14 protein-coding genes are annotated in these 15,936 nt (G+C 72.3%); 3 read left to right on the top strand and 11 right to left on the bottom strand.

Features of this window, described 5'->3' with window-relative positions; all coding sequences use genetic code 11:
• Positions 1-29 precede the first annotated feature (29 nt).
• Positions 30-1,826 carry a gamma-glutamyltransferase gene (gene ggt, locus AC07FY_RS04010; RefSeq protein WP_479000004.1) on the bottom strand — a complete coding sequence of 599 codons (1,797 nt, stop codon included), beginning with the start codon at positions 1,824-1,826 and terminating at the stop codon, positions 30-32.
• A gap of 141 nt (positions 1,827-1,967) precedes the next feature.
• Between ggt and AC07FY_RS04005 the strand changes: the two genes are divergently transcribed.
• Entirely contained in the window at positions 1,968-2,693 is a 726-nt protein-coding gene (locus AC07FY_RS04005; protein ID WP_479000002.1) for a hypothetical protein, read from the top strand.
• Here AC07FY_RS04005 and AC07FY_RS04000 read toward each other — a convergent pair.
• Genes AC07FY_RS04000 through AC07FY_RS03975 form a run of 6 tightly spaced genes read right to left on the bottom strand, consistent with a single transcriptional unit; the run spans position 2,653 to position 9,496 of the window.
• On the bottom strand, positions 2,653-3,924 hold the full coding sequence (locus tag AC07FY_RS04000; RefSeq protein WP_478999999.1) for a cytochrome P450: 1,272 nt from the start codon (positions 3,922-3,924) through the stop codon (positions 2,653-2,655). The genes AC07FY_RS04005 and AC07FY_RS04000 overlap by 41 nt on opposite strands.
• Positions 3,925-3,962: 38 nt before the next feature.
• A complete protein-coding gene (locus tag AC07FY_RS03995; RefSeq protein ID WP_478999996.1) occupies positions 3,963-4,493 on the bottom strand; it encodes a hypothetical protein in 531 nt (176 codons plus the stop codon).
• A complete protein-coding gene (locus AC07FY_RS03990) occupies positions 4,490-5,947 on the bottom strand; it encodes an ATP-binding protein (RefSeq protein ID WP_478999993.1) in 1,458 nt (485 codons plus the stop codon). Before AC07FY_RS03990 ends, AC07FY_RS03995 begins: the two co-directional genes overlap by 4 nt.
• A gap of 6 nt (positions 5,948-5,953) precedes the next feature.
• Positions 5,954-6,637 (bottom strand): response regulator, encoded by a 684-nt coding sequence (locus AC07FY_RS03985; RefSeq protein WP_478999990.1) that lies wholly within the window; start codon positions 6,635-6,637, stop codon positions 5,954-5,956.
• A gap of 40 nt (positions 6,638-6,677) precedes the next feature.
• The gene (gene murJ / locus AC07FY_RS03980; protein ID WP_478999987.1) at positions 6,678-8,336 is read right to left on the bottom strand and encodes a murein biosynthesis integral membrane protein MurJ; all 1,659 of its coding nucleotides are present in this window, start codon (positions 8,334-8,336) and stop codon (positions 6,678-6,680) included.
• Positions 8,333-9,496, bottom strand: coding sequence for a lipid II:glycine glycyltransferase FemX (locus tag AC07FY_RS03975; protein ID WP_478999984.1), 1,164 nt, complete (start codon positions 9,494-9,496; stop codon positions 8,333-8,335). Before AC07FY_RS03975 ends, murJ begins: the two co-directional genes overlap by 4 nt.
• 226 nt (positions 9,497-9,722) lie before the next feature.
• Between AC07FY_RS03975 and AC07FY_RS03970 the strand changes: the two genes are divergently transcribed.
• Both AC07FY_RS03970 and AC07FY_RS03965 read left to right on the top strand, forming a co-directional pair.
• Positions 9,723-10,910 (top strand): L,D-transpeptidase, encoded by a 1,188-nt coding sequence (locus AC07FY_RS03970; RefSeq protein ID WP_478999981.1) that lies wholly within the window; start codon positions 9,723-9,725, stop codon positions 10,908-10,910.
• 133 nt (positions 10,911-11,043) lie between these two features.
• Complete coding sequence (locus AC07FY_RS03965; protein WP_478999978.1) at positions 11,044-12,630, top strand: CocE/NonD family hydrolase; 1,587 nt, start codon at positions 11,044-11,046, stop codon at positions 12,628-12,630.
• Positions 12,631-12,687: 57 nt separating this feature from the next.
• Here the strand turns inward: AC07FY_RS03965 and AC07FY_RS03960 are convergent, their stop codons facing one another.
• From AC07FY_RS03960 to AC07FY_RS03945, 4 genes are read right to left on the bottom strand one after another with little or no spacing between them, the layout of a single operon-like run.
• On the bottom strand, positions 12,688-13,569 hold the full coding sequence (locus AC07FY_RS03960; protein ID WP_478999975.1) for an amino acid ABC transporter permease: 882 nt from the start codon (positions 13,567-13,569) through the stop codon (positions 12,688-12,690).
• Entirely contained in the window at positions 13,566-14,210 is a 645-nt protein-coding gene (locus AC07FY_RS03955) for an amino acid ABC transporter permease (RefSeq protein ID WP_478999972.1), read from the bottom strand. Before AC07FY_RS03955 ends, AC07FY_RS03960 begins: the two co-directional genes overlap by 4 nt.
• A gap of 16 nt (positions 14,211-14,226) precedes the next feature.
• Positions 14,227-15,129 (bottom strand): glutamate ABC transporter substrate-binding protein, encoded by a 903-nt coding sequence (locus AC07FY_RS03950; protein WP_478999969.1) that lies wholly within the window; start codon positions 15,127-15,129, stop codon positions 14,227-14,229.
• Positions 15,130-15,141: 12 nt separating this feature from the next.
• Positions 15,142-15,885, bottom strand: coding sequence for an amino acid ABC transporter ATP-binding protein (locus AC07FY_RS03945; protein WP_478999966.1), 744 nt, complete (start codon positions 15,883-15,885; stop codon positions 15,142-15,144).
• Between the last annotated feature and the right edge of the window lie 51 nt (positions 15,886-15,936).

The raw sequence follows: 15,936 nt of genomic DNA, 5'->3' as shown, positions 1-15,936 counted from the left end.
CGTTGCCTCCCGGTCTCCGGCCCGGGTCATCAGGGCCTGCCGTGCGGATGGACCACCATCGCCGACCCGCCGCCCCGCCGGCTCGTCTCGGCCGCCGCCAGCCAGCGCCCGTCCGGCAGCCGCTGCACACCGGTCGCGGCGCCGATCTCCGGGTTCTGCCGGAAGCCGTGGCCGAGCGCTTCCAGCTCCGCCCGGAGGGGGCTGTTCCACAGTCCCGGCTCCAGCTCGGTCGTGGTCTGGTTGCGCTGGCTGGCCCGCGGCGCCGCGATCGCCTCGACCAGGGGCAGGCCCCGGTCCAGGTGGCCGGTCAGGGTCTGCAGGACGGTGGTGATGATGGTGGCGCCGCCCGGGGAGCCCAGCGCGAGCACCGGCCGCCCGTGGTCCAGCACGATGGTCGGCGCCATGGAGGAGCGCGGCCGCTTGCCCGGACCGGGCAGGTTCGGGTCCGGGACTCCGGGCGCGGCCGGGGCGAAGGAGAAGTCGGTCAGCTCGTTGTTGAGCAGGAAGCCGCGGCCCGGGACGGTGATCGCGCTGCCGCCGGTGGACTCGATGGTCAGGGTGTAGGCCACCACGTTGCCCCAGCGGTCGGCGACCGTCAGGTGGGTGGTGTTCTCCCCCTCGTACGTGGTCGGCGCCGTCTGCCCGCCGGCGGCGCAGGGCACCGGACGGCGCGGGTCGCCGGGGGCCAGCGGGCTGGTCAGCGCCCGGTCGGGGTCGATCAGGCAGCCGCGCGCGTCGGCGAACCGCTGGGAGAGCAGTTCCCTCGTCGGCACGTCCTCCTGGGCCGGGTCGCCGACCCAGCGGCCCCGGTCGGCGAAGGAGATCCGCGAGGCCTCGATGAACCGGTGCAGGTACTGGGCCTGCGACAGCCGCGCGAGATCGGCGCGTTCCAGGATGTTCAGCGCCTCGCCGACGGTCGTGCCGCCGGAGGACGAGGGGGCCATGCCGTAGACGTCCAGGCCCCGGTAGCCGATCCGGGTCGGGTCCTGCCGTTTGGTGCCGTACGCGCGCAGGTCCGCGGCGGTCAGGTCGCCGGAGCGGACGTTGCGGGTGGCCGCGGGGTCCACCGGGGGCTTGCGGACGGCCGCCACGATGTCCTCGGCGATCGGCCCCCGGTAGAGCGCACCGGTGCCCTTGCGGGCGAGTTCGGCGTAGGTGGCGGCCAGGTCCGGGTTCTTGAAGGTGGAGCCGACGACCGGCAGGGCGCCGCCGGGCAGGAACAGCTTCCGGGTGTCCGGGAAGTCCCGGAACCGGGCCTCGTTGGCCTCGGTCTGGGCCCGGAAGGTGGCGTCGACCGTGAACCCGTCGCGGGCCAGCTTCTCGGCCGGCTTCAGCAGGTGGCGCAGCGGACGGGTGCCCCACGCGTCGAGCGCGGTCGTCCAGGTGGCGGGTGTGCCGGGGACGCCGACCGCGCGGCCGCTGGTCTGGCCCTCGGCGAAGGGGATGGGGACGCCGTTCTCCTGGAACAGTTCGGCGGTGGCCGTCGCGGGGGCGGTCTCACGGCCGTCGACGGTGTGCACCCGGCGGGTCGCGGCGTCGTAGTAGACGAAGTAGCCGCCTCCGCCGATGCCCGCCGAGTACGGCTCGGTGACCCCGAGCGCGGCGGCGGTGGCCACCGCCGCGTCCACGGCGTTGCCGCCGGCGCGCAGCACGGCGATCCCGGCGGCCGAGGCGTCCGCGTCGACACTGGCGACGGCCCCGCCGTAGCCCGCGGCGACGGGCACCTTGGGCGGGCCGGCCGCGTCCGGCGGGGCGGCGGCCCCGGTGGAGACGAGTGCGGCCACCAGGGCCAGGAGCGGCAGCGGGCGGGCGACGAGACGGTGCATCCGAACCTCCATCGGCAGCGTGGGCCGAGCCTATCGGCCGCCCTGTCGCCCCGTCAGGGTCTCGTCGCGCGCCGCGTGCCGCGCGGTGACGGACGGCACCCGCCGGTGAAACTTCCCGTGCCCCGCACTAGCATCCCGCGCATGAACGACGACGTGCGCAACATCGTGCTCGGGGTGATAGCCACCGCCCTCAGCGGCGGGTTCGGCTGGTTCACCCGGACCTACCAGTGGCGCCGCGCGCTCCGCCGCAAGCAGGCGTTCTTCGGTCTGCCGTCCGGCTCCGACTGCCTGTTCGTGGTGAACCGGCAGATGGGCGGCACCGATTCGTCCCTGCACCGCAACGACGCCTTCGCCCTGCTGGAGATCTCCGCCCTGATCAAGGACTGCGGGGCGACCGTGCAGATCGTCACGCACGACGCGGCGCGGCAGGGCTTCGGGGACCGGGCCGAGTTCTGTGTGGGCGGGCCGGTGTCCAACACCCGCACGACGGCGCACCTGCACTCCATGCTCCCGGGGGTGCGCGTCGACGTCTCCACCGAGCCGGGACCGGACCGCGGTGCGATCAGCGTGGGCGGCGAGAAGTACCGCTGGGAGAAGGGGATGGCCGAGTACGTGCTGCTGGCGCGGCTGACGACGGGCCGCGGCTCCCGGCCGGTGTTCCTGCTGTCGGGGCAGACCGCCAACAGCAACCAGGCCGCGGCGCGCTACCTCGCCCGGCACCACCGGGAGCTCGCCCGCCGGTACGGCGCCGACTCCTTCTGCCTGGTGCTGAAGGTGGTCAACTCCGATGCCTACGGGCCGGACGTGACCGAGCTGGTGGCGGACGTCACGCGGGCCGCCCGGACACCCGAAGCGGCAGCCGTGTGATCCCGTTGATGAAGTTCGACACCAACCGCTTCGGCCGACCGGCCAGTTCGGGAGCGGGCATCGCCGCGCACCACTCCTCGTAGAGGACGCGCAGCTGGAGCCGGGCGAAGTGGGCGCCCAGGCAGACGTGCGGTCCGTCGCCGAAGGAGACGTGCGGGTTGGGCGCCCGGCCCAGATCCAGCCTCCGGGGGTCGGTGAAGACCCGCTCGTCGTGGTTGGCGGAGGCGTGGAAGACGACGACCTTGTCCCCGGCCGCGATCCGCTGCCCGGCCAGTTCGGTGTCGGCGGCGGCGGTCCGGCGGAAGCTGAGCACCGGCGGGTGGACGCGCAGGAGTTCCTCGACGGCGCGCTCCGGCGCGACGCGGCCCGCGGCGAGCGCGCGGTAGGCGCCCGGGTCGCGGGCCAGCGCCAGCAGCCCGCCGGGGGCGGCGCTGCGCACGGTGTCGTTGCCGGCGACGGTGAGCAGGAAGAAGAACATCTCCAGTTCGGCCGCATCCAGTCCGGCGTGGGCGAGGGCGGTCATCACGTCGTCGCCGGGACGCGCCCGTTTGCGGGCGGCCAGTTCGCGGGCGTACGCGAACATCTCGCCGAGCAGCGCCGGGGAGCGCGGGTTGAGCGGCCTGCCGTCGGGGCCGAGCCGGGGCGCGGGCACGTCCTCGGGGTCCTGGTAGCCGATGACGCGTACGGTCCACTCCAGGAGCAGGGCGCGGTCGCCGGCCGGGATGCCCAGCAGGTCGGTCAGATTGAGCAGCGCGTACTCGTCGGTGACGGTGCGCACCAGGTCGGCGGCTCCGTCCTCGGCGCCGTCCCGGGCGGCGGCGAGCAGGGTCCGGGCGCGGTCCCGTACCCGCCCGGCGAAGGCCTCGACGCGGGCGGGGGTGAAGGCGCGGGAGACGAGCCGGCGCAGCCGCCCGTGGTCGCCCGCGGCCTTGCCGGGGTCCTGGTTGAGCATCGTGCGGCGCAGGAAGGGCAGGTCGGCGGGGTCGGGGTCGCGGATCTGGGTGGCGCCGAGCCAGGAGGAGTAGGTGCGGTGGTCGCGCAGGACGGTGACGACGTCGGCGTGCCGGGTGACCGCCCAGAATCCGGGGCCCGCGGGCCAGCCCCCGATCTCGGGCTCGGCCTGCCAGGCCACCGGGTGCCGCTCGCGCAGCAGCCGGTAGCGGTCGTGGGGGACGCCCTCGGCGTAGATCCGCGGGTCGAAGACGTCGGGCACGTCGGCGGCGTGGTCCATGGGGTCACGGTGGCGGGCGGGAGCCGACCGCGCAAGGGCTAGCCGGCGGGCTGTTCGGCCAGGGCGTCGCACTCGGCCGCGTCGAGGTCGAGGGCCGCGTCGGTCCCCTTCAGCGCGACCTTGAGCCGGTCGCTCGGGCCGCCGGTGGAGGCGAGGCTGCACACCAGCTGGCGGCGGGCGGTCGGCGTCAGGTCCTCGGCCGGGAACGGCAGCCGGACCTGCATCACGTCGCGCTGCGGGAAGGAGATCACCGAGGAGTCGAGGCGTCTGCCGTGCGTGGACGGCACCTCGGTGGTGAGGCCGGCCGCCCGATCCCGGTCGCCGGGCCCGTCCAGCAGCCTCGTGAGCGCCTGGAGGGGGGCCAGTTGGCCCACGTCCCGCTGCGGGGACGGCACGAGCCGGCCGTCCGGTCCGGCGAAGTAGAGCACGGAGGCGTTCTCCGGGCCCGGCACGACCACGGTGGCGGCGGTTCCGCTGTCGACCGGCCCGGTGGGTTCGATCCCGCATCCGGCGAGCAGCAGGGCGCTCAGCAGCGCCGCGGGGGCGGCCGTCGTACGCAGGCGGGTCATCCGCGGGCCTCCAGGGGCATGTCGAGGGTGAAGACCGCTCCCCCGGCGGGCCCGTTGGCCGCGCCGAGGGTGCCGCCGTGCAGGCGCACGTTCTCCTGGGTGATGGCGAGTCCGAGACCGCTGCCCGCCGACCGGGTGCGGGCGGCGTCGGCCTTGAAGAAGCGGTCGAAGATGTGCGGGAGCACCTCGGGGGCGATGCCCGGTCCGCTGTCGGCGACCTCGATGAGCAGCCGGCCGCCGGCCTCGTCCGGCCCGGGTGCGGTCCGCACGGTGATCCGCACGGGGGCGCCGCCGTGTCGCAGGGCGTTGCCGACGAGGTTGGCGAGGACCACGTCGAACCGGCGCGGGTCGAGCCGGGCGCGCACCTCGTGCGGCAGGTCGGTGACGGTGACCACCCGGCCGTCGTCCCAGTGCCGGCGCTCCAGGGTCTTGCGGACCGCCTCGGCGAGGTCCACGTCGTCCAGGTTGAGCTCGGCGGCGCGGGCGTCGAAGCGGGAGATCTCCATGAGGTCCTCGACCAGGACGGCGAGCTTCCCCGTCTCGGCGCTGACCAGCCGCAGGGCCTTGGCGGTGTCGGCGTCGAGCTGCTCGGCGTCCTCGTCGAGGACCTCGGTCACGGCGAGCATTCCGGCGAGCGGGGTGCGCAGTTCGTGGGAGACGTCGGCCGCGAAGCGGCGGGCCCGCACCTCCGCCTCCCGCAGCTCGGCCACGGACTGCTCCAGGGCGCGGGCCGTCTCGTTGAAGGTACGGGCGAGCCCGGCGAGTTCGTCGGCGCCCCTGACCTCGATACGGGTGTCCAGGCGGCCCCGGCCCAGCCGCTGGGCGGCGCGGCGCATGTCCCGTACCGGGCGGAGCACGCTGCGCGCGGCGAGCAGGGCGGGGATCAGGGCGATGGCGAGGCCCGGGACGGCGCCCTGCTGGGCGGCCTCGACCATGGCCCGCACGGTGGCCTCTTCGGCCTCCAGCGGCATGGTGGCGAAGAAGACCGCGCCGGTGGCCGCCGTGGTCCCGTTGTGGGTGAACACGGCCGGCATCCCGACCACCAGGTAGGGGTTGCCCGAGCGGTCCTCGACCCGCTGGAAGGCGCCGTGCGGGTGGGCCGTCACCCGTCGGCGCAGGGCGTCGGTGACCACGGCGGAGGTGGCGGGGCTGACGTTGGAGGAGGCGCGCAGGCTGCCGTACTCGCCGAAGACCGTCCAGGGGTGCGGTTTGCCGCGTTTGGCGATGTCGCCGACGCGGCTCTGCAGCTCCTGCTGGTCCAGGGGCAGCGTCAGGGGCTGCTGCTCGACCTGGTCGCGCAGGGTGGAGACGGCCGTGTCCTGGGTCTGCGTCAGGATCGCGGTGCGCGCCCGCTGGTAGGTGAGGGCGGCGGTGGTGCCCGCGCAGATGGCGGCGACCAGCAGGAAGGCCGCGATCAGGCGGGTGCGCAGGCCGAGCGGGGCGATCCGTCCCACGGCCGCCTACAGGGGGCCGAAGCGGTAGCCGAAGCCGCGCACGGTCTGGATGTAGCGGGGGCTGCCGGCCGGGTCCTCGATCTTGTGGCGCAGGCGGCGTACGCAGGCGTCCACGAGTCGGGCGTCGGCGTGGTAGCTGTGGTCCCAGACGTATTCGAGGAGCTGCTGGCGGGAGAAGACCTGCTCGGGTGAGGCCGACAGGTGCAGCAGGAGCTTGAGCTCGCTGGGGGCGAGGGGCACGCGCTCGCCGTTCCTGGCGACGGTGAGTCCGCTGCGGTCGACGGTGAGCTCGCCGTGCGTCTCGACGTCGGTGCGGCTGCCCGCCGGGGTGCTGAGCCGGCGCAGTACGGCCTTCACCCGGGCCTCTATGACCTCGGTGCGGGCGGGTTTGACTATGTAGTCGTCGGCGCCGGCCTCCAGGCCGATGACGATGTCGAAGTCGTCGCCGCGCGCGGTGAGCATGATGATCGGCACCTGGCTGGTCTCGCGGATCCGGCGGCAGACCTGTACGCCGTTGATCCCGGGCAGCATCAGGTCGAGCAGGACCAGCTCCGGGCGGAAGGCCGCCATCAGCTCCAGGCCGGCCTCCCCCGTCTCGGCAGCGCTCACCTCGTGGCCGCGCCGGCGCAGGCCGAGGCCGACGCCCTCCCGGATGGACGGGTCGTCCTCGATCAGCAGTACGCGTGGCATCGGGTCAGTATCCCCAGCTGGTTCGGTGGCCCGCCTCGGGCTATCGGCCGGTCCTGCGGCGCAGGGAGGCGAGCTGGTCGGTGATCTCCGTCAGGCGCAGGGGCCCGGCGAGGAGCACGACGACGAGCAGCAGCGCCGCGGTTCCCGCCCCGGCCGCCGCGAAGTCGCCGTACGGGTCGGCGGCGCGGGCGGCCGCGTATCCGGCGGCGGCGGCCGGGGCGCAGGCGGCCAGCAGCCGCAGGTGGGTGCGCAGGGCCGTGGCACGGAGTGCGGTACGGGTGCCGGCGCGCGGGCCGAGCCGCCGGCGCAGGACGCAGGCGGTGACGGTGGCTCCGGCGGCGAAGGCGACGGAGGAGGCCCCCGCCATGCCGGTGACGGCCCAGCGCGGCGGCAGCGCGAGGTAGGCGGCGTAGGACAGCCCGGCGTTCAGCGCGACGATCACCAGGTTCAGGAAGAACGGGGTGCGGGTGTCGGAGAGGGCGTAGAAGCCGCGGGAGAGCACGTACTGCGCGGAGTAGGCGATCAGGCCGGGGGCGAAGGCGATCAGCATGCCCGCCATCGCTTCGACGTCCGCGGCGCCGGTGCGGCCGTAGCCGTAGACGGCTCCGATCACCCAGGGGGCCAGGGCGGCGAAAAGCGCGGCGGCGGGGACGACGAGGGCGGCGCTGGAGCGCAGGGCGTAGGAGACGTCCCCGCGCACGGCCGCGAGGTCGCCGTCGCCCGCGGCGGAGCTCATCCTGGGCATCAGCGCGGTGACGAGGGAGACGGTGATGATGCCCTGGGGGACGACCCACAGCTGGTAGGCGTTGCTGTAGGCGGCGTAGCCGGCGCCGCCGGCGAGGTCGCCCACGGTGGTGGAGAGCCGGGTCACCACCCAGTAGGCGATCTGGTTGCTGAGCACGAGCAGGACCAGCCAGCCGGCGTTGCGCAGCGGGCGGGTGAGGCCGCTGCCGCGCCAGTCGAAGCGGGGGCGCCAGCGGAAGCGGGCGGCGCGCAGCGAGGGGACGAGGGCGAGGGCCTGGACGACGATGCCGGCGGTGGTGCCGAGGCCCAGCAGGCGGGTGTCGGCGGCGGTGAGGCCGTCCGCGGCGTCGTGGGAGAGGGCGAGGAACAGTCCGAAGACCCCGATGACCACGACGTTGTTGAGGACCGGGGTCCACATCATCGCGCCGAACCGGCCCCGGGCGTTCAGTACCTGGCCGAGCAGGGTGAAGAGCCCGTAGAAGAGGATCTGCGGGAGGCAGAAGCGGGCCAGGGCGACGGTGGTGCTCTGCTGGGCGCCGGTGTACGAGGGGGTGTACGCGGCGACGACCAGCGGAGCGGCCAGGACGGCGGCGGCGGTGAGCACGACGAGCGCCGCGGTGCAGGCGGTCAGCAGCCGGTCGGTGTAGGCGGCGCCGCCGTCCTGGTGCTGCTTGGCGGCGCGGACCAGCTCGGGTACGAAGACGGCGTTGAGGGCGCCGCCGATGAGCAGCATGTAGAGGATGTTGGGGACGGTGTTGGCGACGGCGTAGCCGTCGCCGAGCAGTCCGACGCCCAGGGCCGCGACGACGACGGCGGAGCGGACGAAGCCGGTGGCCCGGGAGACGATCGAGCCGGCCGCCATGAGGGCACCGCTGCGCAGCACCGAGGCGGTCGCCGGCGCCGCCGCGCCGCCGGTGTCCCCGGCGGCCGGTCTGGTGTCGGTGGTGGCCGTCACCGGCGGGCCAGGTAGGCCTGGAAGGCCCTGTACAGCGCGGTGTTGGCATATCCGTCCATCGGGGTCTCCCACTCGCCCAGCGTCTCGACGACCTGTCCGCCGGTGCCGAGCTTCCAGCGCAGCAGTCCGAAAGGGCGTTCGGCGGGGTCGAGGGTGGAGGGTACCCCGCGCATGTCGTAGTCGTCCGCTCCGAGGGCGTGGGCGTCGCGCATCATCCGCCACTGCAGGGCGTTGCTGGGCCGTACGTCGCGCCGGTGGTCGGCGGAGGCGCCGGTCTGGTACCACACCCGGCCACCGGCGACGATCATCGTGTGCGCGGCGAGGACCTCGCCCTCGTGGACGGCGAGGTAGAGCCGCATGCGGCCGGGTTCCTCGGCGTTGAGGACCTGGTACTGCCGCTGGTAGTACGCGAGGGAGCGGCCGAGCCGGAAGCCGTCGCGCTCCTCGGTGACGCGCAGCAGCCGGAAGAACTCGGGCAGGTCGGCCGCGCCGCCGAGGACCGTCCGCACCCCGGCCTTGTCGGCCTTGCGCACGTTGCGGCGCCACTCCTGGTTCAGGCCGGCCCACAGGTCGTCCGGGGTGCGGCCGGCGAGGGGGACGCGGAAGACGTGGCGGGGCTGGGCGTCACCGTCGTCCTCGCCGCCGCAGCGCTTCCAGCCGCGGGTGCGCAGCCGGTCGGCGAGGGCGGCCCCGACCGGGTCGACCTCGGTGGCGAGGACGTCGGACATCTGCCGGCCCGGCCCGGTGGCGGCCTTGACGGTGGCGGCGTCCCAGCGCCGGTAGGCGGGGGTGGGGCCGATGCGGACGGCGAACGCCCCGGCCGCCCTGAGGTGGCGCATGAGGGGGTTCAGCCAGCGGTCGAGGTGCGGGTCGGACCAGTCGGCGACGGGCCCTTCCGGGAGGTAGGCGAAGTATTTGCGGGTGCCGGGCAATTGCCGGTAGAGGACGAGTCCGGCACCGGCCGTCTCACCGTCCGGGTCGTGCCATCCGACCCTTTCCGAGCGCCAGAGGTCCTTTACGCCGGCCCATGAGGGGTACTGCAGAAAACTCGCGCCGCGGCGCCCGGAAAGGAACTGCCGGTATTCCGGGACGGTCAGGGCGCGCACCCGGAGCTCTTGGTCCTGGTCCTGCTGGGCGGGGGTCACGAGCAGTGCACACACGGCTGACGGCCTTCCTGTTCGCCGGGCGATCGGGATGCACGGGACTCTCACAGCTGTCCATGACCGAAGAGCGCGGCGATTGTGACCGGACGATGACCGTTTCGCTGCGGTCCATGTCACAACCGGTAGGACGATCTTTTCCGCGGATTTCGCAACCTAGAGTCGCTCCGTTCGCGTCTGCGTTTGCGAACGATCAATTCGCCCCGCCACTCGAAGGGACCCTTCGTTGAGCCGCATACGCCGTACCGCCCTGGCGAGCACCGCACTCCTGGCCGCCGCGCTGACCGCTTGCTCGGGCGGGAGCGGCGACGCGGCGGCCGGCCGGGCCGAGCTGAAGCCGAAGGCGGAGATGGCGCTCTCGGTGAACCTCACGGGCGATCAGGTGAAGGCGGGGCAGCCCGTGGCGGTGACCCTCGCCGAGGGCAGGCTCTCGCAGGTGAAGGTGACCGACGCCAAGGGCGGCGAACTGCCGGGGAAGATATCCGACGACGGCAGGACCTGGACCTCCGAGCGCAACGCCCCGCCCGGCGCGGAGTACCGGGTCGAGGCGCAGGACACCGAGAGCCGGCGCGCCTCGACGCAGTTCAAGACCTCCGCCGCGGACAAGGTGAACAAGGTCTCGATCAACGTGTCCAAGGGCAGCACGGTGGGCGTCGCGATGCCCGTCTCGATCGTCTTCGACAACCCGGTGGCGAACAAGGCCGAGGTGGAGAAGCAGCTCAAGGTCACCACGTCGAACAACACCGAGGGTTCCTGGGGCTGGATCAAGGACTACTCGGGGAACGACCGTGTCGACTGGCGGCCCAGGGAGTACTGGAAGTCCGGTACGAACGTGAAGGTCGAGATGAACCTGAACGGCGTGGACTCCGGCAAGGGCGGCGGCCTCTTCGCCAAGGACTACAACACCGAGTTCACGATCGGCAAGGACCGCCGGATCGAGGTCAGCCTGGACACGAAGAGGATGTCGGTGACCGAGGACGGCCAGGCGCAGAAGACGATCCCGGTCTCGGCGGGCACTCCGGGCGGCAAGAAGGCCTCCTGGTCCGGGAAGATGGTCATCATGTCCAAGGAGGGCACCATCCGGATGGACTCCCAGACGGTGGGCCTGGACGACGCCTACGACAAGATGGTCGACTACTCGATGCGCCTCACCTGGTCGGGCATGTACGCGCACGCCGCCCCCTGGAACTCCGGCAACTTCGGCCGCGCCAACTCCAGTTCGGGGTGCGTGGGGATGAGTGACGCCGACGCCGCGGGCTTCTTCGCCCAGTCCCAGATCGGCGACCCCTTCGAGGTCGTCGGCAGTGGCTCGAAGGGCAACGCCGACATCGGCAACGGCTACGGCGAGTGGAACCTGCCCTGGGAGCAGTGGCAGGCCAGGAGCGCGCTGAGCGGGGCTCCGCAGAACGGCTGACCTCCAAGAGCGCCCGTTCCCGGCCACCGCACGATCGTTACCAGTGCGTAACTTACTGATGGGTTACCTCGAGTAACCCCCTCCCGTTACCGTCGGGTCACTTTGACGACCCGGCGTACGCGAGGAGCGATCGATGCACCGCACCACCACCGCCGCAGCCGTGGCGGCCCTGCTGGCGGCGGCCGCCCTGGGCCTGGCCCCCCACCAGGCCCAGGCGGCTCCCGCCACCCCCGCCGCGACCACGGCCGGTGCCCCCTCGGGACTGACCTTCCACGACATCCCCGGCTCCGGCGGCATCACCCTCAAGGGCAACGTGTTCGCCCCGTCGGCCGCCGAGGACGGCCGGAGATACCCGCTGATCGTGCTGCCCACCAGCTGGGCCATGCCGCAGATCGAATACGTCGCACAGGCCAGGAAACTCGCCGACTCCGGCTACTTCGTGGTGAGTTACACCTCCCGCGGCTTCTGGCTCTCCGGCGGGCAGATCGAGGTGGCCGGCCCCCCGGACGTCGCGGACGTCTCCGCCGTCATCGACTGGGCGCTGGCCAACACCCCCGCCGACGCGGACCGCATCGGCCTGGGCGGGGTCTCCTACGGCGCCGGCATCAGCCTGCTGGCCTCCGCGAACGACCCCCGCGTCAAGGCGGTCGTCTCGATGAGCGGCTGGGCCGACCTGATCGACTCGATCTACTCGGGGCGCACCCAGCACCTGCAGGCCGCCGTCATGCTGGGCGCCGCCGGCTCCCTCACCGGACGCCCCGGCCCCGAACTCCAGCAGGTCCTCGGCGACTTCCTCGGCTCCCGGCTGGACAAGGAGGAGCAGATGATCGAGTGGGGCAGGAAGCGCTCGGTCGCCTTCCAGGTGGACCGGCTCAACGCCAACGGCACGGCCGTCTTCCTCGGCAACGCATGGGGCGACACCCTCTTCCCGCCGAACCAGTACACGCGGTTCTTCGAGCGGCTGACCGGGCCCAAGCGCCTGGAACTGCGGCCCGGCGACCACGCCACCGCCGAGGGGACCGGACTGCTCGGCCTGCCCAACGACACCTGGACCAACGCCCGCCGCTGGTTCGACCGCTACCTCAAGGACGAGCGCAACGGGGTGGACGGTGAGGCCCCGGTCCAGCTGAAGTCCCGGAGCGACGACGGCTACGAGGGTTACCCCGACTGGAAGTCCGTGGGCTCCGGGGGCACCGAGAAGCTCGCCCTGAAGGACAGCGAGCACCTCTTCGCGAACGTCGACTCCGGCGCCAACGGCGGCATCCTGCTGCTGTCCAACGTCCTGGACCAGTTCGTCAAGGCGCCGCCGGCGGCCTCGATCCCGCTGCTCCCCCGCTCCTTCGCCGCCGTCTGGCAGTCCGACCGCTACGCGGCAGAGCGCCGCGTCCGGGGCGCCGTGAAGCTGCACACCACCGTCACCCCCACCAAGGGCGACGGCACCTTCGTCGCCTACCTGTACGACGTCGGCCCGCTCGGCATCGGCAAGCTCGTCAGCAACGCCCCGTACAGCTTCCACGGCAAGACCCCCGGGCAGCCCTTCGGGGTGGACCTGGAGCTGTTCTCCACCGCCTACGACGTGCCCGGGGGCCACCGTCTCGCCCTCGTCATCGACACCGTGGACCCGCTCTACATCGAGCACAATCCCGCCGGCGCACAGCTGACCTTCTCCTCGCCCGCCACCGATCCCAGCTACGTCTCGGTGCCGCTGCGCGAGCAGTGATCCACGGCTGCTGCCGGGCGGGCGGGGCGCCCGCGGGTCCACTCCCGCCCCGCGGGGCTACCCCGGGCCCGGCAGCACCACTCCCGGCTCGGGCGGGCCCACGTCCACCGCCCTGGTCTTGACGTTGCGCCGCTCCTTGCGCGCCACCCAGGTGGCGAACCAGGAGAGCAGCATGCACATCCCGATGTAGATCGGCGAAATGATCATCACGACGGGGATGAACGGCAGGTCGTAGTCGAGGTTCGAGGCGACCAACTTGCCGGCGTGCAGGAACTCCTCATAGGTGATCAGGTATCCGAGCGAGGTGTCCTTCAGCGCCACCACCAGCTGGCTGATGATCGTGGGCAGCATCGCCCGGACGGCCTGCGGGGCGAGGACGTAGGTCATCACCTGGGTCTTGCGCAGGCCCAGCGCGTACGCCGCTTCGCGTTGGCCCCGCTCCACCGCGTTGACGCCCGTACGGAAGACCTCGGCGAGCACCGAGCCGTTGTAGAGGGTCAGCCCCGCCACCAGCGCCGGCAGCGGCTGGACCTTGAGCGCCACGAAGATGAAGAAGATCATCACCAGCACCGGCATGGCCCGGAAGAACTCCACGCACAGCGTCGCCAGCCAGCGCACCGGCCGGTGCACCGAGAGCCGGCCGGTGGCCAGCACCGCGCCGAGCAGCAGCGAGAGCACCGCGGCGTAGAGGAACGCCTTCAGGGTGTTCCACAGGCCGGTGAGCAGCAACTCCTGGATGCCCTCGTACGTGAACGGGCTCCACTTAGCGGCGGTGAACTGGTCGGTGTCGAAGAGGAGGTAGAGGATCCAGCCGGCCAGCGCGAGGATCACCACGGTCGAGGCGATCCCGTAGAGGAGGTGGCGGCGCCGGGCGCGCGGGCCCGGGATGTCGTAGAGGGCGGTGGATTGCACGTCACCGTGGAGCGCGTGCGCGGTCATCGGGCGACTCCGAAGCGCTTCTCCAGCACGTGGAAGAGCGCGCTGATGGACAGGGTGATGATCAGGTACCCCACGGCGATCCAGACGAAGGTCCAGATGATGCTGTAGCCCAGCTCGTTGAGGTTCTTGTAGGTGCCCAGCAGCTCGGTGACGCTGAACGCGCCCGCGATCGCGGAGTTCTTGGCGAGTGCGATCAGCGTGGAGCCGATGGGCGGGATGACGGAGCGGAACGCCTGCGGCAGGACCACCGAGCCGAGGGTGTGGCCGAAGGTCATGCCGAGGCTGCGGGCCGCCTCGCCCTGCCCCTTGGGCACGGTGTTGATGCCCGAGCGCAGCACCTCGCAGATGAACGCGGAGGTGTAGCAGCCCAGCGCCAGGACGGCGAAGACCTGGAAGGGCAGCACCAGCCCGAAGCGGGGCAGGCCGAGCAGCACCGCGAAGAAGAGCAGGGTGAGCGGGGTGTTGCGCAGCACCGTGACCCAGACCGTGCCGAAGACCCGGAAGGAGCCGACGGGGGCCACCCGGAAGGAGGCCATGAGGAAGCCCAGGACCAGGGCGAGCAGGGAGGCGTAGACGGTCAGTTCGAGGGTGCCGAGGAAACCCTTGCCGTAGAGCGCGAAGTTGTCGGTGAGTACGTCCATGGCGGTGCCCTCTCCTTCAGCTCGCCGGGTAGCGGTCGATGGGGGGCGGCGTCGGGGCGGGCACGCCGGACAGGCCGAGCGTCGCCTCGTACGCCTTCTTCCAGTTGCCGTTCTCCTCCTGGGCCTCCAGGGCGTCGTCGAGGGCGAAGCGCAGGGCGTTGTCGGCGCGGGGGACGCCGATTCCGTAGGGCTCCTCGGAGAACGGCTCGCCGACCACCTTGAGCTCCTCGGGGACCTTCGCCGCGTAGCCGAGGAGGATGGAGTCGTCGGTGGAGACGGCGTCGACCTGGTAGGTGAGCAGGTTGTCCACGCAGACCGAGTAGGTGTCGTAGGCGACGAGGACCGCCTTGGGGAACTCCCTCTGCAGCCGCTGGTAGGGCGTGGAGCCGGCGGCCGAGCAGACCTTCCGGCCCGCGAGGTCCTGCGGTCCGTTGATGTCGTCGTCGTCCCGGCGGACCAGCAGCGACTGCCCGGCCATGAAGTAGGGGCCCGCGAACCCGACCTGCTTCTTGCGGTTGTCGTTGATCGTGTAGGTGCCGACGTAGTAGTCGATCTGGCCGTTCTGCAGGGCCGTCTCGCGGTTGGCGGAGGCGATGGTCCGGAACTCGATCGTCCCGGGGTCGAAGCCGAGCGAGGCCGACAGCATCTTGGCGATCTCGATGTCGAAGCCGGAGTACCGGCCGCTGGAGGGGTCCTTCTCGCCGAGGTAGGGCTGGTCCTCCTTGACGCCGACCACCAGGTGGCCGCGGCGCTCGGCCTTCTCCCAGGTGCGGGAGCCGGGCAGCCGGAATCCGGTGTCGACCTGGTAGACGGGCAGGTCCTCCGGCTGCGGCCCCTTGACCGGCGGGCTGCCGGATCTGCCGCAGCCGGCGGCGGCCAGGGCGATCAGGAGGACGGCCAGAGCGCGGGTCGCGATCATCGGGCGGCCCCCTCAGTGCTTCAGGATCTTGGAGAGGAAGTCCTGCGCCCGGGCGCTCTCGGGCGCGGTGAAGAACTCCTCCGGGGTCCGGTTCTCCACGATCCTGCCGTCGGCCATGAACACGACGCTGTGGGCGGCGGAGCGGGCGAAGCCCATCTCGTGGGTGACCACGACCATGGTCATGCCCTCCGCGGCGAGCTGCTGCATGACCTCCAGCACCTCGTTGATCATCTCCGGGTCGAGCGCCGAGGTGGGCTCGTCGAACAGCAGGGCCTTGGGGTTCATGGCGAGGGCGCGGGCGATGGCCACGCGCTGCTGCTGCCCACCGGAGAGCTGGGCGGGGAACTTGGCGGCCTGGTCGGCGAGGCCGACGCGTTCCAGCAGTTCCCGGGAGCGCTTGTCCGCCTCTTCGCGCCGCCGGCCGCGCACCTTGATCTGGGCGAGCGAGACGTTGGCGAGGACGGTCTTGTGCGCGAAGAGGTTGAAGGACTGGAAGACCATCCCGACCTCGGCGCGCAGGTGGGCCAGTTCCCTGCCCTCGGCGGGAAGGGGTTGGCCGTCGATCAGGATCGTGCCCGATTCGATGGTCTCCAGCCGGTTGATCGCCCGGCAGAGGGTCGATTTGCCGGAGCCGGAGGGGCCGATGATCACCACCACCTCCCCGCGGCCGACGGTGAGGTTGATGTCCTGCAGGACGTGGAGCGTCCCGAAGTGCTTGTTGACGTCCCGCAGCTCGATCAACGGATCGACGGCCATGCGCTGCCCTGCCCACTTGTCGGTGTCGAGGTCTGCGCAAACTATCCAGCC

This window comes from Streptomyces sp. NPDC045967, assembly GCF_056430495.1.
This window is presented reverse-complemented; position numbering and strand designations above follow the sequence as displayed.